Origin of the sequence: Thioalkalivibrio paradoxus ARh 1 (assembly GCF_000227685.2) — a bacterium.
Taxonomy (GTDB): domain Bacteria; phylum Pseudomonadota; class Gammaproteobacteria; order Ectothiorhodospirales; family Ectothiorhodospiraceae; genus Thioalkalivibrio; species Thioalkalivibrio paradoxus.
Genome location: NZ_CP007029.1, coordinates 1,343,116 through 1,369,812 on the forward strand (window position 1 = coordinate 1,343,116; position 26,697 = coordinate 1,369,812).

The window sequence follows — 26,697 nt, forward strand, 5'->3', positions numbered from 1 at the left end:
CACCGGCCTTGCGCGGTCGGCCCGGTGCGCGGTACCTGCGGGCCGCCAGCCGGACCGCGCGAATCAGCATTCGCCGAGTGCGTTCAGCAGCTCCTCGATTTCCGTTGCCGGCAGCCGCGGGAACAGGCGTGCCAGCCGGAACCGGCGATCGATCGGCAAGGTGTTCTCCGGTGCCGGGCACGCCCTGGTGGCGAGCCAGGCGGCCTCCACGCGTTCGGCTTCGAGTTCCAGCAGCTGCAGGGCGCGATAACCCCCTGGCCAGTCCAGGTGTCGCGCGCGCCGCCGGAGGCTCCGGATGCGTCGGGTCACGCGCGAGTTCCACCGATCGGAGGCCTGCTTCAGCGCCGCCCACTGCGCGGGCGCGAGGCGCGCCGGGTACCAGCAGGCGAACAGCGCGAACAGCACCACGATCCGATCCCGATCCTGCCAACGCAGCAGACGCTCGCGGACCACGGGGTGCTGCCAGGCGGACAGCGCAAACGACCAGAAAGCGTCGCGCTCCGGTCGCGGGGTGCGGGGTGGGTCAGGCGATCCGGGAGAGGGGCTCAAACCGGATGCCGGCAATCCGATGCAGGCTGTCCATGTCGAGCAGGGTCAGATCCCGCGTGTGGATCTCGACCAGCCCCTGTTTGCGAAACTGGGTGAACAGCCGGCTGATCGTCTCCTGCGTCAGCCCGAGGTGGCTCGCAATGTCGGCGCGCGACATGCTCAGCGCGAAGTGGTCGGCCATCAGGCCGCGTGCGCGGAACCGTGTCGACAGGCTCAGCAGGAACGCCGACAAGCGCTGTTCCGCGTTGCGCTGGCCCAGCAGTGCCAGCAGCGATTCGTCGGACGCGATCTCGCGGCTCATCGTCCGCATCAGGTGTTGCCGGAAGCTCGGCAAGTGGCCCGCCAGCAGGTCGAGCTTTTCGAACGGGATCTCGCACAAACTGGTTGATTCCAGGGCCACCGCGCTGACCGGGTGGCGGCCCCGGTTGATCGCATCGAGTCCCAGCATCTCGCCGGCCAAGGTAAAGCCGGTCACTTGCTCGGTGCCGTCGTCGGCGAGCAGCACGGTCTTCAGCGAGCCGGTCCGTACCGCGTAGACCGAGGTGAACGGTGCGCCCATGCGGAACAGCAGCTGCCCCTTCGCAATCGGCCGGCGCCGCTGGACGATTTCATCGAGTTGCCAGAGCTCGTTCTCCGGCAGGCCCACGGGCAGGCAGAGAAGCTTCAGCGAGCACTGGTCACAGGAACCCGAAGCATGAATCGTCATGGATCCCGATGTAAGCAGAAACCGCTCCCGAAGGAAAGAGGACCGGTGCCGGGGATGGGTTCTGTGTGCCCTTGCGTGGCCGGGGTCTGTGCAACGGCGGCGTTTCTGATCCAGGTCATCGCCTTGTCACGGCGGATGGTCTACCCTCTTGCGCTATGACGATTTCCCCCCAGTTTCTGCCGCGGGAAGCGCTGGATGCCTTCCTGTCGGCGTTGCGCGACGCTGGATTCGGGCGGATTCTGGGGCCGATGGCTCGCGATGGGGCGATCACCATCCGCGAGATCGCTGCAGCGGCGGATCTGCCCGTAGGCATGGGAGACCATCAGCGACCCGGGCACTACCGGTTGACCGACGCCGGGCACGGTCGCTGTTTCGCCTGGGCGAACGGGCCGCAGGCGCTGAAGCCGCTGACCTTTGCCCCGCGCGAAACGCTTTGGCGTTGCGAGCGCGATGACGAGGGCCGGCTGGTTTTCCGCGACGCCGGCGCGCGGCATGTGCCGACCGCGGTCATCGGCGTCCGGGCCTGCGATCTGGCGGCATTGCGGATTCAGGAGCGGCATTTCCTGCGGGAACCCAGTCCCGATTCGCACTATGCCGCACGCCGCGACAGCCTGCTGCTGGTTGCGGTGCACTGCAGTCACCCGGCCGATACCTGTTTCTGCGCTTCGACCGGCGATGGGCCGAGGGCGGAATCCGGATTCGATATCGCGTTGTCCGAGCTCGACGAGGGGTTTCTCGCCACCGCCGATACCGAGCGCGGGCGCGAGATTCTCGCGCGTCTGAATCTTGCACCGGCGACGCCCGGACAACGCCAACAGGCCGATGCCGAGATCGACGCGGCCGCGCAACGCCAGACGCGGAGCTTGCCCGGGCGGAACCTGAAGGACGCGCTGTATGCGCGCCTCGAACACCCACACTGGGACGACATCGGCCGCCGCTGTCTGTCCTGCGGGAATTGCACCGCGGTCTGCCCGACCTGCTTCTGCCATGCCGAGCAGGACGAGCCGGCGCTGGACGCGGGCGCTAGCGATCACCTGCGCCAGTGGGACAGTTGTTTCACTGCCGTGCACAGCTACATGGGGCATTTCCTGGTGCGCGAGGAGACCCGGCTGCGCTACCGCCAGTGGCTGACGCACAAGCTGGCGTCCTGGCACGAACAGTACGGGCGCTCCGGCTGCGTCGGCTGCGGGCGCTGCATTGCCTGGTGCCCGGTGGGGATCGATATCACCGCCGAGGTCGCGGCGCTACTGGAGTCCGGCGATGCGCAGTCCTGACCGGCCGGTCGAGGTCGAGGTGGTGGAGCGGATCGAGGAAACACCGACGATCTACACCTTGCACCTGCGTTTCACCGATCCCGAGATCGAGCGGGAGTACCGATGCCAGCCGGGACAGTTCAACATGCTGTACCTCTACGGCGTTGGCGAGATCCCGATCTCGATCGTGTCCGATCCCGATGTGCAGGGGCCGGTGGAGCACACGATCCGGTCGGTGGGCCGGGTCACGCGGGGCATGGAACGGCTGAAGGTCGGTGACCGCATGGGTCTGCGCGGTCCCTACGGTCGCGGCTGGCCGCTCGAGGAAGCCGAGGGACGCGATGTCGTGTTCGTGACCGGGGGGCTGGGCTGCGCGCCGCTGGTTTCGCTGATCCGGTATGTGATCGAGCGCCGCGAGCGCTTTCGGCGGATCGTGATCCTGCAGGGCGTGAAGCATACCGACGACCTGATCTGGCGCCGCCAGTACGAGCGCTGGGAGATGCTTTCGGACGTGCAGGTGCTGCTTGCGTCCGATGTCGGCGGCCCGAACTGGCCGTACAGCGTCGGCAAGGTCACCGTGCTGTTCAGCCAGGCGGCGATCGATCCCGAGCGCAGCATCGTGATGCTCTGCGGCCCCGAGATCATGATGAAGTCGTCGATCGAGCGCCTGCTGGCGCTGCATGTGCCGCCGGAGGCGATCTGGCTCAGCATCGAGCGCAACATGCAGTGCGGGATCGGCCATTGCGGGCACTGCCAGCTCGGACCGTACTTCGTCTGCCACGACGGGCCTGTATTCCACTACCCGGCGCTGCGCCCCTGGCTCGGCGTGACCGGCTTCTGACCGGAGGCGAACATGGCGACCAGCGAACGGATTCTGCCGATCAGCGCACTGGACCGGTTCAATGCGCGTGCGCAGCCGCGCCCCCGGGTTGCAGTGCACAAGTTCAGTTCCTGCGATGGCTGTCAGCTTGCGTTCCTGAACGCGGGCGAGGCGCTGTTGCAGCTCGCGGAACAGGTCGACATCGTGCATTTCGCCGAGGCCGGGCCAGTCGATCCCGAGGGCGCGGTCGACCTGGCCTTCGTCGAAGGCAGCATCTCGACCGCAGAGGAGGCCGAGCGCATCCGCAAGGTGCGGGAGAACAGCCGGTACCTGGTCAGCATCGGCGCCTGTGCGACCTCCGGCGGGTTGCAGGCACTGCGGAACTTCAATGCCGCGGGTGTCGCCGAATGGACCGACGCGATCTATGCCCAACCCGAGTTCATCCAGAGCCTGGATATGGCAACGCCGGTCGCCGAGCACGTGAAGGTCGATCTCGAGCTGTGGGGCTGCCCGGTGAATGCACGCCAGGTGTTCCAGGCACTGCGCCAACTGCTGTTCGGGGTCGCGCCGGTGGTCGACAAGGACAAACTCTGCGTCGAATGCAAGCGCCAGCAGCACGTCTGCGTGCTGGTCGCGCAGGGCAAACCCTGCCTGGGTCCGGTCACGCACACCGGCTGCGGGGCGCTGTGCCCGGCGTTCGGACGCGACTGCTACGCCTGTTTCGGCCCGGCCGAAAACCCGAATACCGCCGCACTGGCGCGCCGCTTCGAGGGGCTGGGCCTGCTGCCCGAGGCAGTCTCCCGGCGCTTCCGTTTCATCAACAGCCATGCGCCATCGTTCCGTGCCGAGTGGCTGAAATGGCAGGCGCCGGAATGAGCGACCAGCGCGAGATTCGCATCGAAGTGCCGGTTCTGGCGCGAGTCGAGGGCGAGGGTGCGCTGGAGTTGACGGCCTCCGGCGGCAGGATCGAGGAACTGCGCCTGCGCATCTTCGAGCCGCCGCGCTACTTCGAGAAGTTCCTGGAGGGCCGGGGGGCTGACGAAGTCCTCGACGTGGTGGCACGGATCTGCGGGATCTGCCCGGTCGCCTACCAGATGACCGCGGTTCAGGCGCTGGAGAACGCCTTCGGGGTCGAGCCTTCGACCTGGGTCCGTGATCTGCGCCGGCTGATGTACTGCGGCGAGTGGCTGCAGAGCCATGCGCTGCACATCCACCTGCTGGCGCTGCCCGATTTCCTCGGCTTCGACAACGCGATCGCGATGGCGGAGAAGCACCCGGAAGCAGTGCGCCGGGGTCTGCGCCTGCAGCGCCTGGGCAACGATCTGATCCGGTTGTTCGGGGGGCGTTCGGTGCACCCGGTGGGGATGCGCATGGGCGGCTTCCACCGGGCACCCGACCCGGAACGCGCCGCCGGGGTGCTGGCGGAACTCCGCGACGCGTTGCCGGACGCCGAGGCGCTGGTGGCGTTCACCGCCGGTCTCGAGCTGCCCGACGATATGCAGGACTTCACTTCAGTGGCGCTGCGCCACGAGAACGAATACCCGATGTACTCGGGCCGGATCGTATCGGACCGCGGGCTGGATCTCGCGGTGCACGAGTACCCCGAGCATTTCGAGGAATCCCATGTCGCGCATTCGACCGCGCTGTACGCCCACCTGCACGGGCAGCCCTATCTGGTCGGGCCGCTGGCGCGGCTGAACCTGAATCACGACCGGCTGTCGCCGCCGGCGCGAGCCGCGCTCGCGGCCACCGGCCTGCGTATGCCGAGCCGCAACATGTTTCATTCAGTGATCGCGAGGGCGGTCGAACTGCACGAAGCGGTGCTGCAGGCGATCGAGCTGCTGGAACGGTACCGGCCGCGGGAGCCCGCCTTTAGCCCCGTCGCCCCCGGGGCCGGGCAGGGAAGCGGGGCGACCGAGGCGCCGCGCGGCCTCCTCTGGCACCAGTACCGGCTCGATGCCCAGGGCAAGGTCGCGCACGCGCAGATCGTCCCGCCGACGTCGCAGAACCAGGCGCGCATCGAGGACGACCTGCGCCGTTCACTCGAGCACTTCGGGCTGCACCACGACGACGATGCGTTGCGCCTGCATGGCGAAATGGTGATCCGCAACTACGATCCCTGCATCTCCTGCGCGACGCACTTCCTGAAGGTCCGCGTCCGGCGGAGGTGAATGGGGCGTTCGAGCGGCACGATGCCCGTGCGGCCGCCGGCGCAGCGCTGGCGGATCCTGGGGGTGGGGTCGCCGGCCGCCGGCGACGACCTCGGCTGGGCGGCAATCGAACGGTTGCGCGACGCGGGTCTCGACCGTCGGGCCGAGCTCGAAGCGCTGGACCGTCCGGGTCCGGCACTGATCGACCGTTTCGAGCCCTCGACGAACGTGATCCTGATCGACGCGATCCAGGCCGGCCTGCCGCCCGGCAGCGTGCGGGAATTGAGCGTCGACGAGGTGATCGCACGCGCACGCGTCGCGTCGACCCACGATCTCGGTCTGGCCGAAACCCTGCTGCTTGCCCGAGCGCTGGGTGTACTTCCGGCGCGACTGCATCTGATCGGCATCGAGGCGGGTGCGGCCAACGGGGACCGCGGATGGCGCGCCAAGGCGTTGCGTGACGTGCTCGACCGTGTCCGCGTGCTGCTTTTCTGAGCGCACGATCTGACGGCGCCGGCCGATACATCCCCCCGCAGCCGTGGGGTGGCGTCGCCTGTGGTCGGTAGCGTCTGCTATCTTCGCGTCATTGGCCCCGCGATCACGGAACCAGCTCATGAGCGAACACGAACCCTCCGAAGCCGAACTGACCAAGGAACAGCGCATCCTCGCGATGGTGAAGAAGGTGCTGACCGATGTGGCCCGCGACACCCACGCTCCGCCCGGCATTCAGCATCCGCTGACGGACCGGACCATCGAGGGTATCCGCGACTGCCTGTCGCTGATCGTCGCGCGGGAGCAGGAACTGGCCGACGCCCTGGGCCAGGAAATGAACATGCGGCCCCGCTATGTCGACGAGCCGCGCCAGAACACGGTCGTCCCGATCAACATCGACGCGTTGCGCAAGAAGCCGAAAGGCGACTGAGAATTGGGATCCGGCATCGGCGGCGCGGCCTCGGCGCAGTCCCGGCTGCCGCGGGACGGTGCGCGGACAGGCGATGGGATGGACACGAAGACCGCCTGTCAACGGCTGTTGGTGGTCCGCAACGACCGCCTCGGGGATTTCATGCTCGCCTGGCCGGCACTGGCGCTGCTGCGGTCCTCGTTGCCGGATACCCGGATCGCAGTGCTGGTGCCCGCCTATACCGAGCCGGTGGCCCGCGAATGCCCCTGGATCGATGACGTGCTCGTCGATCCGGGGCCGAACGCCGGTGCGGGTGCCGGGCGGGCGCTGCTGGCCGAACTCCGGCGCCGGCGTTTCGACGCGATGCTCACCCTGTTTTCGACCGCGCGAATCGGCTGGCTTGGCCTGCGGTCGCGGATCCCGCTGCGGCTGGCCCCGGCCACCAAGCCCGCGCAGTTCCTGTACCCGTTGCGGGTGCCCCAGCGCCGGTCGCGCTCGCTGAAGCCCGAGTATGTGTACAACGAGGATCTGGCCCGGGCGTTGCTGGGAAGGCTGGGTGCCGGAGTAAAGCCGGTGGCGCCGCCGTATTGGCCGCTGTCGCCTCAGGAGCGCGCAGCGGAACGCTCGGGTCTGGCCGATCGGCTCCGGATCCCTCCCGAGCGGCCGTGGTTCTTCGTGCATGCCGGGTCCGGCGGTTCGTCGAACAACCTGAATGTCGCCCAGTACGCACAGCTGGTACACGCGGTGCATTCCCGACTGGCGGACGAGCCCGCACACGATGCGCCCGTCTGGATTCTGACCGCCGGCCCCGGCGAGGAACCGCGAACCCGCGAACTGGCCGCGATGCTGCTGGTACGCGGTCGCGAAACCGTCGTGTACGCCTCGCAGGCCGGGCTGGCGCGGTTCGCGCGCAGTCTGGGCGCGGCGGACCTGTTCCTGTCCGGGTCGACCGGGCCGCTGCACATCGCCGGCTGCCTGGATGTGCCTACGGTCGGTTTCTTTCCTTCGAAGCGTTCGTCGACCGCGTTGCGCTGGCGCCCCTGCAACTCGGAGGGGCGCACCGTGGGCCTGGAGCCGCCGCCGGGTGCGGGCGACACCGAGATGTCGCGCATCGACCCCGACCTGGCCGCGGACCGCGTCGCCGATTTCTGGCGCCGGCTGCGGATGGAGCGATGACCGCGGTGCTTCTTCACACTTGGCGGCGTCTCGGCGCAGCCGTGTGGTTCTGGCTGCGGGGAGGGTGGCGGGCGTGAAAGCGCGGCGGCCGCCGGAGTTCGCGCTGCGCCAGCTGAAAAACGACGCGCCCCGGATCGTGTGGCTGATCCGTCCGCCCGGTGAGTCGCCGCAGGTGCTCAAGATCCTGCCGCTCAGCCCGCGCCGGTTTCTGACCTACCTGCTGGGGATCAGCGCACCCCAGCGCGCGGTTCGGGGCAGCGGCTTGCTGCGCCGCGCGGGCGTTGCGGTGCCCGAGGTGCTGTCCGGGCCCGAGATCGTGTTCGGCCGTGAGGGCTCGCGTATCGAGCTCCGAGTTTCCTACGTTCCTGGCGTATCTGGCTGGGAAGTTCTGCAGCGGGTTGTGCAGGATCCCTTCGCAGATCCACGGAAGCTGCGCGCGGTTGCGCGTTCTCTCGGGAGGGTCGTGGGCTGCCTGATCCGGAATGCGCTGTTCCATCGCGATCTCAAGATCGAGAACTTCGTGATCGACGCGGCCGGCCAGGTGTGGATCGTCGACACCGACGGTGTGCGGCCGATGCGCAACCGCGTCAGGGAAATCGAGAGGATGCTGGGCCGGCTCGCGGTACAGTCGCAGGAGGCCGGGATACACATTCCGTTCGGGGTGCGGTTCAGCCTGCTGCGTGAGGCGTTGCGTCCGCTTGGCCGCGAGGATCGCAGCGCGGTGATCGCCCGTCTCCGGGACCAGTTCTGGGTCCCCGGTCTCCATCGCTTGCCGATGCATCCGGGCCGCGATCCCGGCCGGCGGATCGTGCCGAAGACGCCGTGATCCCGCCGGCACCCTCCGATGCCCGGGCGGCAGGCGGTCCGAATGGTGCCGTCAAACCGGTGCTCCGCATGGTGTGTCGGGGTACCCTGTGTCCCTGTTGCGCTGACGGGTGAACGGGATGGCCCTCAATCGAGCTTTCTACCTGCGAGCCACCGCGACCGGCCATCGATTCGACCATGTCGCCGAGGTCGGTGTGTACCATCCGGAAACGTCGAACGTGCACGATTTCATCCTGGACGGTATCCGGGCTACATTGGTGGAGCCGGAGCCTGCGTCGGTGGAACTGATCCGGGCGTACTTCCAGGGGCGGTCGAACGTCGAGCTGCACGCCTGTGCGCTCTGTGATTTCGACGGGGAAGTGAAACTGCTCTACCGGGGCAGCTCGACCCATGTCGCGACCCTGGACAGCAGCCCGGCGCTGGTCAACGACGGTTCCGGCCGGGACGAAGCACAGGCGTTCACGGCACCCTGCACGCGGTTCAGCACCATCGACGACGGTAGCATCGACCTGCTGTCGGTCGACACCGAAGGCAGCGAGTGGTTCGTGCTGAAGCACATGACCAGTCGGCCCACGATCATCTCCGTCGAGACCCATGGCGGCGCCTACACGAATCCGTATCTCCGGGAAATCCGCCACTGGATGGAGCGCAACGGCTACACGATCTGGTACAAGGACCGGAGCGATTCGGTCTACGTGCGCCGCGGCGAGATCGCGGTGACCCCGCTGGATCGGTTGCGGGTATGGGGCATGGATGCGCGCATCCGCGCGGGTGCGCTGGCCAAGCGGATGAAGCAGTGGATCCGCGGCGGGGCGGGTGCGCGTTCCGGTCGGGGGAGGGAAGCCGGATGACGCCGTTGCCGATTACCGCGACCGTGATCACGCTCAACGAGGAGGCAATGATCGCCGGCTGTATCCGGTCGCTGCGCCCGGTCTGCGACGAGATCATCGTTGTCGATTCGCTGAGTGCCGACCGCACCCGGGAGATCGCCGCGGCCGAGGGCGCGCGGGTGATCGAACAGGCCTACCTCGGGGACGGGCCGCAGAAGGCGCATGGCGTGCCGTTCGCAAGGAACGACTGGATCCTGTCGCTCGATGCCGACGAACGCCTCGAGGACGATGCGGTCGCGCTGATCCGCGGGCTGCCGCTCGACGACCCGCGCACCGCCTATGCGCTGCGGCGCCGGAACTTCGTCGGCAACCACTGGATCCGCGCGGCCGGGTTCTACCCGGATTCGGTCGTGCGCCTGTACCACCGTGGCACCTCGGGGTATTTGCCGCGCAAGCATCATTCGCGGGTCGAGGCGCCGCGCGTGCGGCGGCTGAAGGGCCATATCCGGCATTTCACCTACGAAGATCTGTCGCACTGGATCCGGCGCATCGACGAACTGTCGGCACTCGATGCCTGGGCGATGAAGGACCGTGGCGTGCGCCCATCGGGCTGGCGGCCTGCCGTGCACGCGCTGGTGGCGTTGCTGCGCAAGCTGGTGTTCAAGGGTGGCGTATTTCAGGGAGCGGACGGAATGACCGTCGCGGTCACGACAGCGTTCAACGCCTACATGAAATACGCGAAGCTGAACGAACTCTACGAGCGCGAGCAGGGCGGGCCGCGGGAGTGAACCTGCTGTTCGTCGATCCCAAGTCCTCGACCCCGTACGACGGCCCAAGCCTGAAGCGGGGTGCGGTGGGCGGTACCGAGGCGTCGCTGGTCGCGGTCGCCGAGGGTCTGGCCAGTGCGCATGCGGTGGCGGTCGAGCAACTCGGCCGTTCCCGGCCGACCGAAATCGCGCCGGGCCTGCGCTATCTGCCTCTGGACACGCCGGAGCCGTTTGGCGGGGAACCGGCCGACGCAGTGGTGGTCCTGCGCCGCATCCGGCTCGCCGCCCGGTACCGCCAGCGTTTCCCCGATAGCCGGCTCCATGTCTGGATTCACAACTGGCAGCGCCCGGAGGTGATGCTGAAGAGAGCGGTGCTCGCGCGCAGCCGGTGTTCGGTGATCGCGGTGTCGGATGCGCTGGCGCAGGCCAGCGATCGCCTGATCAACGGCGTGCCTGCGCGCCTGCTCGGCACGCTGGTCGGGGGTGGAGCGCGGGTGCCGATCCGGCGCATCTACAATCCCGTGGACGACAGCCTGCAGGTCGAGACGGCACCCGTCGACCGCGACCGGATGATCTTTTTCAGTACGCCGAACAAGGGCCTGCGCCGCGTACTGCAGGCTTTCCTGGCGGTGCAGCGGGCGCTACCCGCAATGCAGCTCGCGATCGCGGGAAGTACCCCGGAGGTTCTGGAGCAGTACGTGCCCGGCTGCACGACCCGGCCAGGGATCCGCGTGCTCGGCCGGCTGCCGCGCGACGAGGTGCTGCGCCACGTGCGTGAATCGCTGTGCGTGTTCTACCCGCAGGACGAGCATCCCGAAACCTTCGGTCTGGTGTTTGCGGAGGCCCACGCCGTAGGAACCCCGGTTCTGGCCCATGATTTCGGCGCTGCCGCCGAGATCATCGACGACCCGGCGCAACTGGTCGATGCGCGCGATCATGCTGCGATCGTCGCTCGGGTGGCCGACTGGCGTTCGGGCGGGCGGCCGAGGGTCGTCGGCCGTCCCGCCCTGCGCAGGTCGGCGGTGCTCGGCGAGTGGCGCCGGCTGCTCGAAACGCCGGCTGATTGCGATCGACCCTGAGGCCGCGCCGGGTCCTGCACGGCACTCGAGCGGGGGACAGGCCGCGCCCGGAAGGACCCGGGATGGTTTCGGAATCCGGCTCTAACCGCGGAACGCGGCTTGCCGCGCGTTGGCACTGGTGTACTCCCGGGTCAGCGCATCGACATGGGTGCGCAGGCTGAACCGCTCGCAGGCGCGCTGGTGTGCCGCCAACCCCAGGCGATCGCGTAGCTCAGGATCGGCGGCCAGCTCGGCGATGGCTGCTGCCCAGGCGGACGGATCCGACGGATCGGCGAGCCGCCCCGTATGGGTGTCGAGGATCTCCGGAATCGCCCCGCTGTTCGACCCGATCACCGGCCGCGCCGCCGCCATCGCCTCGATCACCGTCAGGCCGAAGGCCTCGTTCAGCGACGGGACACAGACGATGTCCAGCGCTTCGAGCACGCGCGGCAGGTCGGAACGGAAACCGGTGAAATGGACCCGCGCCGCGAGGCCATGAGCTTGGACATATCGCTGCAGTTCCTGCACGAAATCCGGGTCGCTGCCTTCGTCAGCGTGCAGCCCTCCAGCGATCACGCCGTGGATCTCCAGCTCCTGCGAATCCCGCTCGAGCCGTTGCAGGGTCTCGAGGAACAGCCGCTGTCCCTTTGCGGGGGTCAGGCGTCCGGGCAGCCCGACCGCGAGCGCCCCTTCAGGAATCTCCAGGGACCGGCGCATCGCCGTGCGTGCGGCAGGATCGAGTCGCGGCCGGTAGGGCTCGGGGTCGATGCCGAGGTATAGACGCCGTATCCGCTCGGGCGGCAGCGGAAAGGCCTTCAGGTTGCGCGCCCGCGTCGCGTCGCTGATCGAGAACAGCCGGTCGAGCCGGCGGTAGATCCAGCGATGCAACAGATCCTTCTTGGGCCGGGTCACGCCCATGTGATCGGTGAAAAACAGCCCGATCTCCGGCCGGAACGCCTTCAGCAGAGCGCCCACTCGCAGATCCGAGGACTTGTGACAATGGACGGTGCGGATGTCCTCCCGTTGCATGCAGCGCAGCAAGCGCGGCAGGGCCAGCAGGGCCCCGGCCCGCGACGACACCGTCAGCGGCGTGTCACCGGCTGCCTCGAGGCTCGATGCCACGCGCGACCCGCTCAGGGCGAGGCCTCGCGGCTGCCAGCCCTGCCGGCGCAATTCCGGGAACACGCGCGCCGGATACATCTCCAGCCCACCCCAGCCCTCCGACAGGCAGATTTGCAGAACCTTCTGCGAGGACACTTCGCCTCCCTGGTGGCAAGGGTTCGGTGCGGGCGGCCCCGCGATGGCCGTGATTCTAGCGGCGCTGGCGCGCCGATGCCCGATCGGGCGGCGTGCAGGCGATTGGGGGGTAGCGGCCCAGGTGAGGCTCTTGCGGCCAGCGACCGCAGGGGCACTTCCGCCGGCGCGCGTAGCGTTGTACCCTCGCCGATCGTGGGGGAGACTTGCGCTCACCTGCACGGCCTCTGCAGCGGGCGCACAACCAACGGTGGGTCCGCCATCCCTCTAGAAGGAGTATCGACCTTGCGAAGCCACTTCAAACCGTTCGCCACCCTGCTTCTTGGGGTTCTGCTCGGTACGGGCGCCGCTACTGCAGCGGATCATGCCACCGTGATGGTGTTCGATGCCTCGGGATCGATGTGGAACCGGATCGACGGCGACATTACCCGGATCGAGGTGGCCCGTGACGTGATGGAGGAGTTCTTCGCGGGCCGGGACGCTGGCGCGCCGATCTCGGTGATCGCCTATGGCCACCGGCGCCGTGGCGACTGCGGGGATATCGAGGTGCTGGCCCCGCTCGGGGTGCATGACCCGGCCGAGCTCACGGCCATGATGCGAGCGCTGAACCCGCAGGGCATGACGCCGCTGACCGATAGCCTCGAGCTGGCGCGCACCCAGATTCCGCGTACTGCGGAATCGGCCGACATCATCCTGGTGACCGATGGCCTCGAGAACTGCGGCGGCGACCCCTGTGCACTGGCCGCGCAGCTTGCGGCCGAGGGCAATTCGATTCGTGCCCACGTGGTCGGCTTCGGGATGACCTCCGAGGAAGTGAACAGTCTCTCCTGCGTTCCGGAGCAGACCGGGGGGCAATTGTTCCATACCAGCTCGGGTGCGGAGCTGGCTCAGGCCCTTGCCGCGGTGTCGGTGCCACAGCCTGTCGAGCTGGTGTTCCGCGCGGTCGATGCACGTACCAAGGAACCTCTCGGCCCGAGCGACTGGCAGGTAGTCGATGCGCAGAGCGGAGCACAGGTCGCTGCAGCAGCCGCGACGGCGTCGTTCTCGGCGGCGCTGGAGGACGGGCGCTACCGCATTGCTGCTACGCACCCGGGCTACGAAGGGGCACTCGAACTGGCGGTGGACGATGCGCTCTCGGGCGTTGTCGATGTTCCGCTGCATAAGGTGCTGGCCACGGTGTCACTCGAGGGGGTCGATGCCCGTACCGGGGCACCGGTTTCCGATGTCCAGTGGACCTGGATCGACCTCGAGAGCGAGGCTGCGGAAACCGGGCGCGGTTCAGGCGAACGACATCGGATTCTCGTTGCGCCCGGGGATTACCGTATCGAGGGGGTGGTCGGGGCAATGTCCGGTGGCAGCACCATCGCTGCGACGCTGGAGCACGAAGTGACCGCGCGTGTGGAGCTGGCCGAGGCTCTGCCGGAAGCCAGCGTGTCTGCCCCGGGCGAAGTGACCAGCGGTGCGCGATTTCCGGTGGAATGGTTCGGACCCGACGACCGAAATGACTACATCGCGATCGTCGAGGCCGGGGCACCGGAGGGCACCCACATCAGCCAGATCCGGACTCGCTTCGGCTCGCCCGCGCAGGTGACCGCACCGGACGCGCTGGGTGCATACGAAGTCCGCTATGTGCACCAAGGGTCGGGCCGCACACTGGCCAGCCAGGCTGTCACATTGGTGGCGGCCAGCGCGGGCCTGCAGGCGCCGGACGAGGCGGTGGCCGGTGCCGCGATCGAGGTGGCCTGGGAGGGGCCGGACAACCCGGGCGACTACATCGCGGTGGTCGAGGCCGGCGCGCCGGAGGGGACGAGCATCAGCCAAGCGCGGACCCGTTTCGGTTCACCGGCGCGGGTCACGCTGCCGGACGCGTTGGGCAACTACGAGCTGCGCTATGTGATCAACCAGTCGGGGCGGACGCTGGCCAGCCGGCCGATCACACTGGTGGCGGCCAGTGCGGGCCTGCAGGCGCCGGACGAGGCGGTGGCTGGGGCCGCGATCGAGGTGGCCTGGGAGGGGCCCGACAACCCGGGCGACTACATCGCGGTGGTCGAGGCCGGCGCGCCGGAGGGGACGAGCGTCAGTTATGCCCGGACCCGTTTCGGTTCGCCGGCGCGGATCACGCTGCCGGACGCGCTGGGCAACTACGAGCTGCGCTATGTGATCAACCAGTCGGGGCGGACGCTGTCGAGTCGGCCGATCACGCTGGTGGCGGCCAGCGCCAGCCTCGAAGGTCCGGAGATCATCGTTCCCGGTGGTCAGATCGAGGTGGTCTGGCAGGGGCCGGATAACCCGGGCGACTACATCACCGTTGTGGAGCGTGGCGCTGTCGAGGGCAGCCGTGGCGATATCTGGCGCAGCAACAGGGGGACTCCCGCACGGCTGCGCGCACCAGAGGTCGAGGGCGAATATGAACTGCGCTACGTGATCAACCAGTCGGGGCGCACACTGGCGTCGCTGCCGGTCACCGTCGGTGCTGGCGAGGTGTCGCTCGCAGTCGAAGGCGATGTAAGGGCCGGGGGCGTGTTGACTGTAGCTTGGCAGGGCCCGGGGCGGTTCGAGGACTTCATCCAGGTGGTGAACGAAGGTGCTGCCGATGACGCGCCTGCGCTGCGTGAGGTGCGGGCGTCTCAGGGAAACCCGGTCCAGCTGTTCGCTCCCGCGTCGCCAGGCCGCTACGAAGTCCGGTATCGCGCGTCCGATAGCGCGGAGGTGCTCGCGCGCATGCCGCTCATCGTGGCCGAATAGACGCCGGCCATGCCGGTGAGCGGGGCAGCGTATCCGTAACGCCGCGCATTCGCGCGGAATCCGTGATGCGCGTGCGCGGATCGCGTGTCAGGGCAAACGCGTGATCGTGACCCGAAGCGGGCCGCCGCGCTGCGCGGTCAACGCGCGGTTGTTCCAATACATCCAGCGCCAGTCGTTGGCGAACAGGTAGAGTGCAAGGCCGTCCGGGTCAGCGGCGTCGGGCACCTCCCAGTCACGCGCCGTCCCCACCGCGAACGCATGCTGGTCGTTGCGCCCCGGGCATCCGCAGAGCAGGAAGAACGGTTGGCCCGGCAGGCGATTGAAGCGAGTCGGCCAACCACGCCCCCAGCCCTCGGGCCCGCAGGTGACGAAGCCGTCCCGCCATTTTCCGTCGGCCGTCAGGCGGTACCGTTCGCCGGCGCCGAGTACGAGGCCCGTCGGTACGTACAGCGCACGCGGGTCGACGTCGATCGTGAGCGACATCCCCGGCTCAAGCCGCCGCAGGCGGGGGTCGGGGGCAGGTTGCGGATCCACGTTCATCGGGGTCTCCTTGCGGCCACGGGCTCCGCCACGTTGATCGCCGATTCCGGTGCAGGACAGTGTAGACGCGTCGGCCCAGGTGCGAGCGTCGTCACGTCATCGCTTGGGGAGGCGTTGTATCATGGAACCAGCTCCAGCCGGGCGCCGGAATGGGGCTTGCTCCCCGCAGGGGTCACGGCTCCGCGGCCGCGGAGCGCCGGAAACGAGAGGACGGTGGATGTTGGTTTCGCGATTCTGGTCAAGCGTTGTGCGCCGTGTGTGGTTGCCGGGCCTGTGCGCGTGGCTGGTGCTGGCTGCTGCCGCGGGGGCTGAAGCGTGGCCTCCCGGCCACCATCCGCTGCCCGAAACCGGCGACGTGATCGGCGAGATCCAGGTGGTCAGGGTTCGCGGCGACGAAACGCTGATCGACGTCGCGCGCAGGCACAACGTCGGGTACGAAGAGATCCGGATGGCCAACCCGGATGTCAGCATCTGGGCGCCGGAACCCGGCACCGAGGTGGTGATTCCCGGGCGCTACATTCTGCCCGACGCGCCGCGCGAGGGTATCGTGGTCAACCTCTCGGAAATGCGGCTCTACTACTATTCCAGCGAGGAGGTGGTAGAAACCTACCCGATCAGCGTGGGCCGGGACGGTTTCGCGACACCCGTGGGGCTGACCCGCACGACCATCAAGGTGAAGGATCCGTCGTGGAATCCGCCGCGCTCGGTGCGCGAGGAGGCCGCCGCCCGTGGCGAGCCGCCGCCGGAAGTGGTGCCGCCGGGGCCGGACAACCCGCTGGGGCGCCACGCGATCCTGCTCGGATTGCCCAGCTACCTGATCCATGGAACCAATCGGCCCGACGGTGTGGGCATGCGTGTCAGCCGTGGCTGCATCCGCATGTTTCCGGAGGATATCGAATCGCTGTTCGAGCGCGTGCCTGCGGGGACTCCGGTCAATATCATCGACCAGCCGTTCAAGGCGGGGCGAACCGAGGACGGCAGGATTTTCGTCCAGTCGTTTCCACAACTGGAGGAGAACGTTGGGAGTTTCGAGCCGCTGAACAATGCGGTCGAAATCTTGAGGAGGGTGTCCGGCGGCGAGGATCTCAGTCCGGTCGCCTATGCTCGCCTGCGGGCGCTGGTGGACGAACCCGACGGGCTGGCCGTGCCACTGGAACGTCCGGTCGCCAGGCTGCTGTCGGTGCCAGAGTGAGTGCTGGGGGCGGAAGATCCCGCGTCTCGTCGCTTTGCCGGTCTGCCCGGAGTACCGCGGGCATTCGCTGGTGACCCTGCGCGAACGGCCGCCACCTACCGGTGGCGGCCGGCGGCATCACTTCTGCATCGTGCGCTGGAACATGCGATTCATCTCTTCGCGATTCTGATCCGCGGTCCGGCGGGCGGTTTCGGCATCCGCCTTGGCCTCATTGGCCGTGGTCAGCGCCTGGTCGGCGGTCCCCTGGGCCTGGGTGGCGATGCTGCGCGCCTCGGCCGCTTCGGCTTGTGCGGCCTCGGCGGTCAGGCGCACCTCTTCCAGCGCGCTGGTGGAAGCGCAGCCTCCCAGGATCGCAAGAGAAGCGGCTACGGCACTGAGCTTGAGGGTCGTGATCTTCGGGTTCATGGTCATCTCCTTGCACCTTGCTGGGTACGACGTGGGTAAGGCCGGCCTCCGGGCGCCCTGCGTATCCCGCACCGGCACTGCTGCCCGGAACGCGGGTGCGGGCTCCCGCAGATAGGGTGTACTGCAGTCACTCGCGGGTGTCCATACCGGGCGCGGGTTCGCCCGCAAATAATGTTCACCGGATCACAATGCGGGTTCCGATGTCCACCAGTTCCGCCAACCGCTCGATCTGCTCGTTGGTGACCGCAACGCAGCCCTGGGTCCAGTGAAAGCGGCTGTGTATCTCCGGGTCGCCTCTGCCGATCCCGTGGATGCCGATCGCCCCGCCCAGGGCCGTGTTCTGCGGCGGCTGGCCATGGCGGGCGAGATGGCGCATGAAGTCCTCGTAGTCGCCTTCGGTGAAAACGCCGGACTCCAATGCCATCCGGGCGTGGGCCGCTGTGGGGTAATCGATTCCGATAAAGATGTGCCAATGGCTGTCGTGGTTGAAGCGGTTTACCCGGAACTCGCCCAGCGGCGTGACATTGCCGCCGCGCAGCCGCTGGGGTTTTGCGCCGCTGCGTCCCAGCGAGACCGGGAAGAAACGCTCGATCAGGGCGTGGCCGCGATAGACGCTCAGCGTGGCCTCCGCGTCGTCCACCAGTACCCACAACTCGTTGCTGTGCCGAGGGGCCTGGGCGCTCGCCAGCAACGCTTCGATCGGGTTGGAACGGGCGGGCATCGCAACCAGCAACGCCAGCGGCATGCCCAGCATCATCCGGGTGAAACGGCGGCGGGACCATGGGCTCATCGTATGCTCGACCAGTTCCGTGGAGAACGAAGTATTGGGCGCTCTTATAGCGCATCCCGGGCCGGGATGACATCTTCCGGCCGACTCCCGGGCGCGTCGAACCCGGCCAGCAAGATCCGCGACGCCGCCCCCTTGCCGCGCACCTTGTTGCGATCCTTCTCCTGGCCGGTGTCGGGGCAGAAGGGGCAGCACCTCTGATCGCCGCCGTTCAGCGCCCACCGCTCCGAGAACCGCCCGGGGCAAAGTCCGGCAGACCCGACGCAAGCCACCAGTTCTTCGACGCGTCGTCCCAGTGCCACTCCTGGCGGTCGGTCAGGCGTTGTACGACCTGGTTGTATTCGTAGACGTACTCGATCGCTGCGGTCTGCGTGGCGCGGTCGTCGGTATGAATCACGGGCGGCCGCACGATCTCGTACCGGGTGATGCGAAGGTCCAGGAAGGCGTCGGGCAATTCGTCGGCGAGGTGTCGATCCGGAGACAGCATCGCCATCGCCGCCGCATAATCACCCCAGCGCAGCGCTGCCTGATAGCTGTTCGCCGCGGCATCCAGGCCCTGGGCGCGCCGATCCTTCTGGGTCGTTGCGCAACCCGCCGCCAGCACGCCCGCGAGCACGCACGCGAACACCCATCGGCCGGCGCTCCGGATGCCTGTGCGATCGCCTGAGCGTTTCATGACTCCCCCAATGCTGCGATGCCCATCGTGACCCGAATCCGGTCCGTGGATCGTTCATGCCCCGAGATGCGAAGCTCCGAGTCGAGTGTACCGGCCCGGCCGCGCGCGGATTCCCGCATCTCGCGCCGCGGCGGGTGTGCCCCGAACGGTCCTCGCGGCCGCAAACGCATTCTTGCACGTCCGGGGGTGCGGCGCATCGGCCCGTTGCTGCCATCGGCTATCGGCCCGGCCCGGTTGCCGACGAGGTCCAGGGGCGCGGTCACGCGACGTCAGGATGCTGGCCGCACCCATCGTGTCGCGAACGGCCGCTGGCCGCGACGGCGCTGCGGCCACCCCTGGCGATGAATCCTTGCCGCACCCGCTTCCGGGTGTAGGAGGTCTCCCTGCGCGCAACGTGCGACTCTTGCAGTAACCTAGCGCTTCCCGGATGGCCGGCGGGAACATCAGCAAGGCCGGCGTCCCGGCGAACGGGGACCGCATCGCGTTGCGAGCAGGGTTTTTCGCAAAGGGGGAAGGGGATGGACCGATTGGACGTGTCCGGGCTGGAAGCGGACGGGGATCCGGAGGCGCAATCCGGAGGCGCGTGGGAGCTTGCCTATCCGCGTGCTCTGCGCGATCGCGAGCAGGCATTGCTGCGGCGCCGGCGCAAGGGCGCGGGTGTCGCTGGGGACGACCCCGCCGTAGGCTTGGCGCTGTCCGGGGGCGGGATCCGCAGCGCTACTTTCGCGCTGGGCGTATTGCAGGGGTTGGCACGGCGCCGCCACCTGGGTGCGATCGACTATCTCTCGACGGTATCGGGCGGCGGCTACATCGGTGCTTTCCTGGGGCGACTGTATACCCGGGAACAGGTCACCGATATCGATGACGTGCGTGCGGTGCTCGAGTGTGACGAGGTCGTGGACGCGGCCAGCAGGGGATCCGGGGTCGCCGGCAAGGCGGCAGCAGCGGGCGAAGGCCGCTTTGCCGCCGGGCAAGTGTTCCGGTGGCTGCGGGAAAACGGTCGGCACCTGGCGCCGAATGGGTCGGGGGACCTCGTGCTCGGCGGTGCAGTGATCCTGCGCAATTTCCTGGCGCTACAGATCGTGATGCTGGTGCTGGTCACGCTGCTGTTCCTGGTCCTGCAGGGGCCGCGGCTTGCTGCGGAACTCGGCATGCCGGGCTCCTGGGCTGCGATCGACTCTGCTCTGGCCCTGCTGCCACTGGGGCCTGCCGGGATCCTCTGGTGGAGCCCGTGGGTGCTGCTGGCACTGGGGTGGCTGATTCTGGCGGTGATCCCACTGGGTTGGTCCTACTGGGTGCTGGCGGGGGATTTCACCGGCGGGCCCGAGGGTCCCAGCGGCCTTGGCCACAATCTGCGGCCCCTGTGGGGGCTACTGCTCGTGCTCGCCGTATTTCTGGTGGCCGGAATCTGGGCAGCGTTACCGGTGGTGAGGGTGAACCCGGGGGTTGCGCTGTTCTGCCTCGCTGTGTCCGTGATCGCAGCGGCTACAGTGATGCTGCAGGCGATCGTGCGCCGACGGGCCTGGACCGGTTACCGGCCGGAGCGGCAGCAGCTCCCGCGCGAGACGCCGGACGGACCCTTGTGGTTGGCCCGGCTGCCCGCCGGTTCCGAGCATCAGGCCCGGCGCGAGGTGTCGGACTGGTTGCGCAATGGCCTGATCGTGTTCGCGGTCGTGCTCGGCGTGGCGGTAATCGATACCTTCGGCCAAACCTTGTACCGGGTCGTGGCGGAAGGGCAGCTTCTGGCATGGCTGGGAATGCTGATCGGCGCGCTGGCCATGGCAGGCGCGGCCGGACGCCGGCTCGCGTTGCTGTTCGGGGGTACCCCCGGCGGCGAGCGACCATCGCTGCCGATGGGTGTGGCCGCGGCACTGGCCGCAGCGGCACTGTACCTGTCGGTGCTGACGCTGGTTTCGGCGCTTGCACATGGCGTGGCCTGGGGCTTCGGGGATCCCGGGGTAGCGCAGCGGTCGCCGATGCTGCTGATCGGTGCGGTGTTCGTGGCTCTGCTGCTGTCCTGGCTGTTCGGAGGTACCTGGTCGTTTCTGAACCGCTCCACGCTGCACGCGATGTACACCGCCCGGCTGGCCAGGGCCTATCTGGGCGCGTCGAATCCGCGGCGTGTTCCGACTGTCAACGGGAAACCGCAGGTCGAGGCGAGAGGCGGCGATGTGACGCATCCGCTGCCCGACGACGATCTGTCGCTCGACGCCTATTTCGACCGCAACGACACGGTACGCAGCACTTCGCCTTGGGACAAGGGCGCGCCTCTGCACCTGATCAACGTGACCGTGAACGAGACCGTCGACGGTCGCTCCAACATCCAACAGAATGATCGCAAGGGAATGGGGCTCGCGGTGGGGCCGGCCGGGATCAGCACCGGGGTGCGCCACCACGTGTATATAGGTCCCGATGGCCTGGTGAAGAATGCCTACCCGTTGGCGCTCGACGGTGGCTTCCGCGTGTTCGAGTCGGCGCGCCCGAGTGTCCGGTATCCTGGCGAAGACCTCAGTCTTGGTGCCTGGGTCGGGATCTCCGGGGCGGCGTTCTCGACCGGCCTTGGTTCGCGAACCAACCTCGCGATGAGCCTGCTGGCCGGTTTCTTCAACCTGCGCCTGGGCTACTGGTGGGACTCGGGTATGCCACCGGAGAAACGCTCAGACCCACTTGCAGTCGCGGGCGGCAACGAGGTGTCCGAGGCTGGTGCGCAACCTGCGGGAACGGCGGCGCGACACCGGCTTACCCGCGCGTTCGAATCGCTGTTCCCGGTGCAGAGCTACCTGGTCGACGAGTTCCTGGCCCGGTTCCGCGGTGTCGCGCGACGCTGGTGGTACCTCTCCGACGGCGGACATTTCGAGAACCTGGGCGGGTACGAACTGATTCGCCGTCGGTTGCCGCTGATCCTGATCGTCGACGCGGAGGCCGACCCCGATTACGGATTCCAGGGACTTGCGAATCTGGTGCGCAAGGCGCGGCTAGACTTCGGTGCCGAGGTGCATTTCCTCGATGACCACGAGATTGCGCAGACCACGCTGCCAGACCAGGTGAAGACGCAGCTCGGCAGCCTGGAAATGCTGCGGCGCGGACCGTGGCAGGATGAACCCGTTCCGGACAGCACCGGGCGCAGCCGTCGGCGACGTGTGTTTGGTCCCCCGCAGCGGGCCGGGCGGTCGCTGGCCTGTGCCGCGCTGGCACGGGTCCGCTACGACCACGACCCGGAGCGCGTCTCCTGGCTGTTGTACCTGAAGCCGGCGCTGGTCGGCGACGAGCCGGCCGACGTGCAGCACTACCAGTCACACCACCCGGACTTCCCGCACGAGACCACCGCCGACCAGTTCTTCGACGAGGCCCAGTGGGAAAGCTACCGGCGCCTGGGCCTGCATATCGCCGAGAAGATTTGCGGGCCGGAGCGCGATGGTCTCACGCGGTTTGTTGATCCGCTGTCCGACGAGCAACCGACCCCTGAGAAGGCGTGACCGGTTGCGGACGCCGGCGGCTATCCGTCGTCCGATGGCGGCGTGGGGCCGGCCGGGTCGGTTTGCGTTGGCTTCACTGCGAGTTGAGCACAGGTTGCCCGGCAAGCTGGACGCGCGCTGCACCCAGGAGCGCACGATGCTTCTGGCCGGACTGTCGATGCAGCGGCAGCGGATCCTTACTCATCCCGACGATGCTAACTGCCATGACCCGTGTGGCCACCCCCGATGATGAAAGGGGTGTAGGGTGGAAAAGGCCGAAGGCCGTCATCCGCCATCCGGCGCCCGGGATGCCGCGGGCGCCTGGGCACTGCGAACGCCGTGTGGCGGATGACGCTGCGCTCTTCCGCCCTACGGGTCGCCAGGGACACCTTCCGCCCTACGGGTCGCCAGGGACACGAGGAAGGCCGTGACTTTCACGCGAACTCGCGGATGATGCCAGCCCGGTCTGGCGGCGCGGGCTCGAACGCGCGAACTACGAGCCGGTCGCCGCAGATTGACGGCACTGCGGTCGGCGAAGGATTCAGCGGCTGTGTCGGGCGATGGAAGTTTGCCGGGGTGCGCCTTACACTGCGCCGTTTCATCCCCTCCAGCGGTTGGCTCCATGCTTGATATCCGGATTCTGCGCCAGGATCTCGACAACGCCGCGGCCGCGCTCGCGCGCCGTGGTTTCGATTTCGACCGGGAGCGTTTCCTGGCGCTGGAGGCTCGCCGCAAGGATGTGCAGGTCCGCACCCAGCAGCTGCAAAACGAGCGCAACACCCGCTCGAAGGCGATCGGGCAGGCGAAGGCGCGCGGCGAGGACATCGAGCCGCTGAAGGCGGCCGTCGGCACGCTGTCCGACGAGCTGAAGCAGTGCGAGCAGGACTTGCAGCAGGTGCAGAGCGAGCTGGACGACTTTCTGCTGCAGATCCCGAATCTGCCGCAGCCCGATGTTCCCGAGGGGTCGGACGAGAGCGCGAATGTCGAGGTGCGCCGGGTGGGCGAGCCGCGCGCGCTGGACTTCGAGCCGCGCGACCATGTCGATCTCGGCGCGCCCGGCGGCTGGCTCGACTTCGAGGCGGCCGCCCGCATGTCCGGGGCGCGCTTCGTGGTGATGCGTGGGGCGATGGCGCGTCTGCACCGCGCGCTGACGCAGTTCATGATGGACCTGCACACCGGTTCGCATGGCTACCAGGAAGTCTACGTCCCCTACCTGGTGAACCCCGGTGCACTGCTGGGCACCGGCCAGCTGCCGAAGTTCGACGCCGATCTGTTCTCGGTGAACAGCGAGCAGGGCTTCCGGCTGATCCCGACCGCCGAGGTGCCGGTAACCAACCTGGTCGCGCAGCAGATCCTCGATGCGGGCGATCTCCCGTTGAAGATGGTCGCGCATACCCCCTGTTTCCGCTCCGAAGCCGGAAGCTATGGCCGTGACGTGCGTGGCCTGATCCGGCAGCATCAGTTCGAGAAAGTGGAACTGGTGCAGATCGTGCGCCCGGAGGACTCGGACGCCGCGCTCGAGTCGTTGCTCGGGCATGCGGAGGCGGTCCTGCAGGCGCTGGAGCTGCCGTACCGGGTGATGCTGCTCAGCACCGGCGACATGGGCTTCGCGTCCACGCGCACCTACGATCTCGAAGTCTGGCTGCCGGGCCAGCAGGCGTATCGCGAAATCTCGTCCTGCTCGAGTTTCGGCGACTTCCAGGCCCGGCGCATGCAGGCGCGCTACCGGCCCGAACCCGGCGCGCGCCCGGAACTGCTGCATACCCTGAACGGCTCCGGTCTGGCGGTGGGCCGGACCCTGGTCGCGCTGCTCGAGAACGGGCAGCAGGCGGATGGGAGCATCGCGATTCCCGCGCCCTTGCGTCCCTATCTCGGTGGAACAGAGAGGCTGGCTCCGCCGTCCAAATAGGAGTGCGCGTGGCCGCCCGCGAGGAACCGCCGGTGCTTGGGCGTTGCCGCGACCCGCGTGTCGCCCGGGTGCTGGAGTCCGGTACGGCGGGTCGCGCTGAGATGGGGGCGCCCGCGGCTCCAGATGTTGCGAGCGCACGCGCCGGGCAGGCCAGCGCTCCGCCCCGTGGTATGGCAACTCGTGGAGATTCGACGATGGTTCGAGCAGAGCGTCTTCCGGTCGGTAACTGGATCCGCAGCGTGATCCTGCTGACCGGATCCTTGTGGTTCACAAGTGTTGCCCCGATGGCCACCGGCTCGGACTTCCCGAGCATCGACGACACCCCACGGGAGATCGGACTGCACACGCCGGAGTGGTTCGAACTGAGTTTCCTGGATTTCACAGAGGATCTGGAACGCGCGGTCGAGCGGGGCAGGAACGGTCTGGCGATCTATTTCGGGATGGATGACTGTCCCTACTGCGAGGCGATGATCCACGAGAACCTCGCACAGCCCGATATCCGGCAGTATTTTTCCGAGCACTTCGATGTGATCGCGCTCGATGTCCAGGGCAGTCGCGACGTCGTGACCCTGGACGGCGATGTCGTCAGCGAGCGCACGTTCGCGGTGGAGCGGCGGCTGAACTTCACCCCGGCATTCACGTTTTTCGACGCCGAAGGCAACGAGATCCACCGGATTCGCGGCTACTACCCGCCGTATCGCTTCCGCGCCGCACTCGAGTACGTGATCGACCGGCACGACCGCGACGGCAGTTTCCGCGACTACCTGGATCGCGCCGATCCTCCGCCCAAGTTCGATGTCGACGACATCAACGTGCGCGATTTCTTCCAGAGCCCGCCGCACATGCTGGATCGTTCGCGGATCCCGGCGCAGCGTCCGCTGGTGGTCTTCTTCGAACGCCGCGCCTGCCATGCCTGCGACGTGCTGCACTCCGAGCCGTTGCAGGACGATAGCGTGCTCGACCTGATCCGGTTGTTCGATGCGGTGCAGCTCGATCTCGATGCCGACACCCCGGTCATCACCCCGGCCGGCGAGCGCACGACCGCGGAGGAATGGGGTCGGGAGCTGGATATCCACTGGGCGCCGACGATGGTCTTCTACGACGAACGAGGGCAGGAGATCATCCGGATCGATTCGGTGGTGGCGCTGACGCGCCTGCGCAACGTGATGAACTACGTGCTCACGCGTGCCTACGAGGAATACCCGACCTTCGAACGCTGGCGCGCTGCCGGCGCCGAGTGATCGTGGCTGCAGCGGGGTGGCGCGGCGCAGCCGGGGACCGGCGCGCTGCCGACGGCGTTGGGTTCCGCGTTCATTGCCGCCGACCCGGCTGGCTTATACTGCGGCCGCCAATGGCGAGACAGCGGGGTGGTGGGCGTGTATTTCGAGCGTGAGTTCGTGGTGGAGCATCGGGTCGTTGTGGAGGAGCTGATCGCGAGAACCCACCGGGCCGCATTCGCGATCTTCGTGGGCACCTTCGCAGGCTACGGGGTCGCGATCTGGGTCTGGTTTTCCGGAAACATGTGGGCCGCGCTGATCATCGCCACGCTCAGCTACCTGTTCTTCCGCCAGTTCCGCACGCTGTCGTTTGCACTGGCACGGACGCAGCTGCGCGGCCGTGCGGTGGCGTTGCCCGTGGTGAAACGGGTCGAGCAGGCGCTGGAGAAGGGTGCCGCCACCGACGTGATGGCCGAACTCGAAGCCCACCTGCATGCGATGGGTCAGGACCCGGCTGGCGATTGAACCCCGCCTGCGGCGCGCGGAGGACGCGATTCGGCAACGCAGAGGGGCGTGACCGGATCCTCAAGCGCCCTGGCGCAGCGCCGCGATCGCCAGCGCAATCCAGCCCAGGATGAACAGCGTGCCGCCGATCGGCGCGACGGCGCCGAGGACCCGGGGCGCGCCCAGCGCCAGTCCATAGAGGCTGCCGGAGAACAAGAGTATTCCCGCGAGTAGTGCCAGCGCCGCGGCGATGCCCCAGCCGGGATCGAGGCGGGTCCACAGGGCTGCGATCAACACGAGCGCCAATGCGTGGATGAACTGGTATTGCACGGCCGTCTGCCAGGTTGCCAGCGCCCGTTCCGACAGCCGGGCTTCCAGACCGTGCGCGCCGAACGCGCCAAGGCCCACGGCCAGCGCGGCCAGCAGGGCTCCGGTTACAATCAGTGCCGAAATCGCCACGAGATTCAGTCCTTACAACGGGAGGTTTTGCATGCCGTCCTTCGACGTAGTGTCCGAGGTCGAACAGCCGGAACTGCGCAACGCCGTCGACCAGGCGCGCCGCGAGATCGACAACCGCTTCGACTTCAAGGGGACGTCCGCCGCGGTGGAGCTGAGCGAGACGACGATCCAGTTGCGCGGGGACGCCGAGTTCCAGCTCGAGCAGGTGCTCGATATTGTACGCATGAAACTGGCCAAGCGCGGAATCGACGTCGCCTGCATGGATCCGCAGGAAGTCGCCAAGTCCGGAACCGGGGTGAAGCAGGACGTGCTGATCCGGCAGGGGATCGATGCCGACCTCGCGAAGAAGATCCAGCGGCTGATCAAGGACTCGAAGATCAAGGTCCAGGCCAGCCTGCAGGGCGACCAGGTCCGGGTGACCGGAAAGAAGCGCGACGACCTGCAGCAGGTGATCGCATTGCTGCGTGCGGAGACCTTCGACCGGCCACTGCAGTACATCAATTTCCGCGATTGACCGGG

Annotated in this window: 26 protein-coding genes; 18 read left to right on the forward strand and 8 right to left on the reverse strand. The window is 67.9% G+C overall.

Annotated features, from left to right (window positions below):
- Positions 1-63: 63 nt before the first annotated feature.
- The gene (locus THITH_RS06235; RefSeq protein WP_041483406.1) at positions 64-549 is read right to left on the reverse strand and encodes a DUF2390 domain-containing protein; all 486 of its coding nucleotides are present in this window, start codon (positions 547-549) and stop codon (positions 64-66) included.
- Entirely contained in the window at positions 524-1,255 is a 732-nt protein-coding gene (fnr, locus tag THITH_RS06240) for a fumarate/nitrate reduction transcriptional regulator Fnr (protein ID WP_006748631.1), read from the reverse strand. Before fnr ends, THITH_RS06235 begins: the two co-directional genes overlap by 26 nt.
- Before the next feature lie 155 nt (positions 1,256-1,410).
- Between fnr and THITH_RS06245 the strand changes: the two genes are divergently transcribed.
- From THITH_RS06245 to THITH_RS06295, 11 genes are all read left to right on the forward strand, one after another.
- Positions 1,411-2,529 carry a 4Fe-4S dicluster domain-containing protein gene (locus THITH_RS06245; protein WP_006748632.1) on the forward strand — a complete coding sequence of 373 codons (1,119 nt, stop codon included), beginning with the start codon at positions 1,411-1,413 and terminating at the stop codon, positions 2,527-2,529.
- On the forward strand, positions 2,516-3,349 hold the full coding sequence (locus tag THITH_RS06250) for an FAD/NAD(P)-binding protein (RefSeq protein WP_006748633.1): 834 nt from the start codon (positions 2,516-2,518) through the stop codon (positions 3,347-3,349). Before THITH_RS06245 ends, THITH_RS06250 begins: the two co-directional genes overlap by 14 nt.
- A 12-nt stretch (positions 3,350-3,361) precedes the next feature.
- Positions 3,362-4,204, forward strand: coding sequence for an NADH-quinone oxidoreductase subunit B family protein (locus THITH_RS06255; protein ID WP_006748634.1), 843 nt, complete (start codon positions 3,362-3,364; stop codon positions 4,202-4,204).
- Positions 4,201-5,499, forward strand: a complete 1,299-nt coding sequence (locus THITH_RS06260; protein WP_006748635.1) for a Ni/Fe hydrogenase subunit alpha — start codon at positions 4,201-4,203, stop codon at positions 5,497-5,499. Before THITH_RS06255 ends, THITH_RS06260 begins: the two co-directional genes overlap by 4 nt.
- Positions 5,500-5,973, forward strand: coding sequence for a hydrogenase maturation protease (locus THITH_RS06265; RefSeq protein WP_025367340.1), 474 nt, complete (start codon positions 5,500-5,502; stop codon positions 5,971-5,973). It begins immediately after the preceding gene.
- A gap of 118 nt (positions 5,974-6,091) precedes the next feature.
- Complete coding sequence (locus tag THITH_RS06270; protein WP_006748637.1) at positions 6,092-6,400, forward strand: hypothetical protein; 309 nt, start codon at positions 6,092-6,094, stop codon at positions 6,398-6,400.
- A 78-nt stretch (positions 6,401-6,478) separates the two neighbouring features.
- Entirely contained in the window at positions 6,479-7,555 is a 1,077-nt protein-coding gene (locus THITH_RS06275; RefSeq protein ID WP_006748638.1) for a glycosyltransferase family 9 protein, read from the forward strand.
- Positions 7,556-7,628: 73 nt separating this feature from the next.
- Complete coding sequence (locus tag THITH_RS06280) at positions 7,629-8,381, forward strand: protein kinase family protein (protein ID WP_006748639.1); 753 nt, start codon at positions 7,629-7,631, stop codon at positions 8,379-8,381.
- A 118-nt stretch (positions 8,382-8,499) separates the two neighbouring features.
- Positions 8,500-9,231, forward strand: coding sequence for an FkbM family methyltransferase (locus THITH_RS06285; RefSeq protein WP_006748640.1), 732 nt, complete (start codon positions 8,500-8,502; stop codon positions 9,229-9,231).
- Complete coding sequence (locus tag THITH_RS06290) at positions 9,228-9,998, forward strand: glycosyltransferase family 2 protein (protein WP_006748641.1); 771 nt, start codon at positions 9,228-9,230, stop codon at positions 9,996-9,998. Before THITH_RS06285 ends, THITH_RS06290 begins: the two co-directional genes overlap by 4 nt.
- Positions 9,995-11,056: a glycosyltransferase family 4 protein gene (locus THITH_RS06295; protein WP_006748642.1), complete on the forward strand. Its 1,062-nt coding sequence runs from the start codon at positions 9,995-9,997 to the stop codon at positions 11,054-11,056. The genes THITH_RS06290 and THITH_RS06295 overlap by 4 nt, the downstream gene beginning before the upstream one ends.
- Positions 11,057-11,137: 81 nt before the next feature.
- Here the strand turns inward: THITH_RS06295 and THITH_RS06300 are convergent, their stop codons facing one another.
- Positions 11,138-12,292, reverse strand: coding sequence for a glycosyltransferase family 4 protein (locus THITH_RS06300; protein ID WP_006748643.1), 1,155 nt, complete (start codon positions 12,290-12,292; stop codon positions 11,138-11,140).
- A gap of 282 nt (positions 12,293-12,574) precedes the next feature.
- On the opposite strand from THITH_RS06300, the gene THITH_RS06305 reads away from it, so the two are divergent.
- Positions 12,575-15,034 (forward strand): vWA domain-containing protein, encoded by a 2,460-nt coding sequence (locus tag THITH_RS06305; RefSeq protein ID WP_006748644.1) that lies wholly within the window; start codon positions 12,575-12,577, stop codon positions 15,032-15,034.
- 87 nt (positions 15,035-15,121) lie between these two features.
- On the opposite strand, the gene THITH_RS17045 is transcribed toward THITH_RS06305, so the two are convergent.
- Complete coding sequence (locus tag THITH_RS17045; RefSeq protein ID WP_006748645.1) at positions 15,122-15,574, reverse strand: hypothetical protein; 453 nt, start codon at positions 15,572-15,574, stop codon at positions 15,122-15,124.
- Between the two features lie 217 nt (positions 15,575-15,791).
- Here THITH_RS17045 and THITH_RS06315 point away from each other — a divergent pair, with 217 nt between their 5' ends.
- Entirely contained in the window at positions 15,792-16,766 is a 975-nt protein-coding gene (locus THITH_RS06315) for a L,D-transpeptidase family protein (RefSeq protein ID WP_006748646.1), read from the forward strand.
- 117 nt (positions 16,767-16,883) lie between these two features.
- Here the strand turns inward: THITH_RS06315 and THITH_RS06320 are convergent, their stop codons facing one another.
- From THITH_RS06320 to THITH_RS06330, 3 genes are all read right to left on the reverse strand, one after another.
- The gene (locus tag THITH_RS06320; protein WP_006748647.1) at positions 16,884-17,171 is read right to left on the reverse strand and encodes an Lpp/OprI family alanine-zipper lipoprotein; all 288 of its coding nucleotides are present in this window, start codon (positions 17,169-17,171) and stop codon (positions 16,884-16,886) included.
- Positions 17,172-17,346: 175 nt separating this feature from the next.
- Positions 17,347-17,961, reverse strand: a complete 615-nt coding sequence (locus THITH_RS06325) for a L,D-transpeptidase family protein (RefSeq protein ID WP_006748648.1) — start codon at positions 17,959-17,961, stop codon at positions 17,347-17,349.
- A 208-nt stretch (positions 17,962-18,169) separates the two neighbouring features.
- A complete protein-coding gene (locus THITH_RS06330) occupies positions 18,170-18,634 on the reverse strand; it encodes a hypothetical protein (protein WP_006748649.1) in 465 nt (154 codons plus the stop codon).
- 518 nt (positions 18,635-19,152) lie between these two features.
- Here THITH_RS06330 and THITH_RS18730 point away from each other — a divergent pair.
- From THITH_RS18730 to THITH_RS06350, 4 genes are all read left to right on the forward strand, one after another.
- Positions 19,153-22,110: a patatin-like phospholipase domain-containing protein gene (locus THITH_RS18730; protein WP_006748650.1), complete on the forward strand. Its 2,958-nt coding sequence runs from the start codon at positions 19,153-19,155 to the stop codon at positions 22,108-22,110.
- Between the two features lie 601 nt (positions 22,111-22,711).
- Complete coding sequence (serS, locus tag THITH_RS06340) at positions 22,712-23,998, forward strand: serine--tRNA ligase (RefSeq protein ID WP_006748651.1); 1,287 nt, start codon at positions 22,712-22,714, stop codon at positions 23,996-23,998.
- Positions 23,999-24,282: 284 nt separating this feature from the next.
- Positions 24,283-25,239 (forward strand): thioredoxin family protein, encoded by a 957-nt coding sequence (locus THITH_RS06345; RefSeq protein WP_198019503.1) that lies wholly within the window; start codon positions 24,283-24,285, stop codon positions 25,237-25,239.
- Positions 25,240-25,374: 135 nt separating this feature from the next.
- Positions 25,375-25,740: a hypothetical protein gene (locus THITH_RS06350; RefSeq protein WP_025367343.1), complete on the forward strand. Its 366-nt coding sequence runs from the start codon at positions 25,375-25,377 to the stop codon at positions 25,738-25,740.
- A gap of 60 nt (positions 25,741-25,800) precedes the next feature.
- Here the strand turns inward: THITH_RS06350 and THITH_RS06355 are convergent, their stop codons facing one another.
- A complete protein-coding gene (locus THITH_RS06355) occupies positions 25,801-26,178 on the reverse strand; it encodes a DUF423 domain-containing protein (protein ID WP_006748654.1) in 378 nt (125 codons plus the stop codon).
- Positions 26,179-26,209: 31 nt separating this feature from the next.
- Between THITH_RS06355 and THITH_RS06360 the strand changes: the two genes are divergently transcribed.
- Complete coding sequence (locus THITH_RS06360) at positions 26,210-26,692, forward strand: YajQ family cyclic di-GMP-binding protein (protein ID WP_006748655.1); 483 nt, start codon at positions 26,210-26,212, stop codon at positions 26,690-26,692.
- Positions 26,693-26,697: the final 5 nt, after the last annotated feature.

What these genes read in the sequence shown, in the direction of transcription:
- fnr (WP_006748631.1), bottom strand. Translation starts at nt 1,255, where the DNA reads ATGACGATTCATGCTTCGGGTTCCTGTGACCAGTGCTCGCTGAAGCTT.
- THITH_RS06245 (WP_006748632.1), top strand. Translation starts at nt 1,411, where the DNA reads ATGACGATTTCCCCCCAGTTTCTGCCGCGGGAAGCGCTGGATGCCTTC.
- THITH_RS06250 (WP_006748633.1), top strand. Translation starts at nt 2,516, where the DNA reads ATGCGCAGTCCTGACCGGCCGGTCGAGGTCGAGGTGGTGGAGCGGATC.
- THITH_RS06255 (WP_006748634.1), top strand. Translation starts at nt 3,362, where the DNA reads ATGGCGACCAGCGAACGGATTCTGCCGATCAGCGCACTGGACCGGTTC.
- THITH_RS06260 (WP_006748635.1), top strand. Translation starts at nt 4,201, where the DNA reads ATGAGCGACCAGCGCGAGATTCGCATCGAAGTGCCGGTTCTGGCGCGA.
- THITH_RS06265 (WP_025367340.1), top strand. Translation starts at nt 5,500, where the DNA reads ATGGGGCGTTCGAGCGGCACGATGCCCGTGCGGCCGCCGGCGCAGCGC.
- THITH_RS06270 (WP_006748637.1), top strand. Translation starts at nt 6,092, where the DNA reads ATGAGCGAACACGAACCCTCCGAAGCCGAACTGACCAAGGAACAGCGC.
- THITH_RS06275 (WP_006748638.1), top strand. Translation starts at nt 6,479, where the DNA reads ATGGACACGAAGACCGCCTGTCAACGGCTGTTGGTGGTCCGCAACGAC.
- THITH_RS06285 (WP_006748640.1), top strand. Translation starts at nt 8,500, where the DNA reads ATGGCCCTCAATCGAGCTTTCTACCTGCGAGCCACCGCGACCGGCCAT.
- THITH_RS06290 (WP_006748641.1), top strand. Translation starts at nt 9,228, where the DNA reads ATGACGCCGTTGCCGATTACCGCGACCGTGATCACGCTCAACGAGGAG.
- THITH_RS17045 (WP_006748645.1), bottom strand. Translation starts at nt 15,574, where the DNA reads ATGAACGTGGATCCGCAACCTGCCCCCGACCCCCGCCTGCGGCGGCTT.
- THITH_RS06315 (WP_006748646.1), top strand. Translation starts at nt 15,792, where the DNA reads ATGTTGGTTTCGCGATTCTGGTCAAGCGTTGTGCGCCGTGTGTGGTTG.
- THITH_RS06320 (WP_006748647.1), bottom strand. Translation starts at nt 17,171, where the DNA reads ATGAACCCGAAGATCACGACCCTCAAGCTCAGTGCCGTAGCCGCTTCT.
- THITH_RS06325 (WP_006748648.1), bottom strand. Translation starts at nt 17,961, where the DNA reads ATGAGCCCATGGTCCCGCCGCCGTTTCACCCGGATGATGCTGGGCATG.
- THITH_RS06330 (WP_006748649.1), bottom strand. Translation starts at nt 18,634, where the DNA reads ATGAAACGCTCAGGCGATCGCACAGGCATCCGGAGCGCCGGCCGATGG.
- THITH_RS18730 (WP_006748650.1), top strand. Translation starts at nt 19,153, where the DNA reads ATGGACCGATTGGACGTGTCCGGGCTGGAAGCGGACGGGGATCCGGAG.
- serS (WP_006748651.1), top strand. Translation starts at nt 22,712, where the DNA reads ATGCTTGATATCCGGATTCTGCGCCAGGATCTCGACAACGCCGCGGCC.
- THITH_RS06345 (WP_198019503.1), top strand. Translation starts at nt 24,283, where the DNA reads ATGGCCACCGGCTCGGACTTCCCGAGCATCGACGACACCCCACGGGAG.
- THITH_RS06360 (WP_006748655.1), top strand. Translation starts at nt 26,210, where the DNA reads ATGCCGTCCTTCGACGTAGTGTCCGAGGTCGAACAGCCGGAACTGCGC.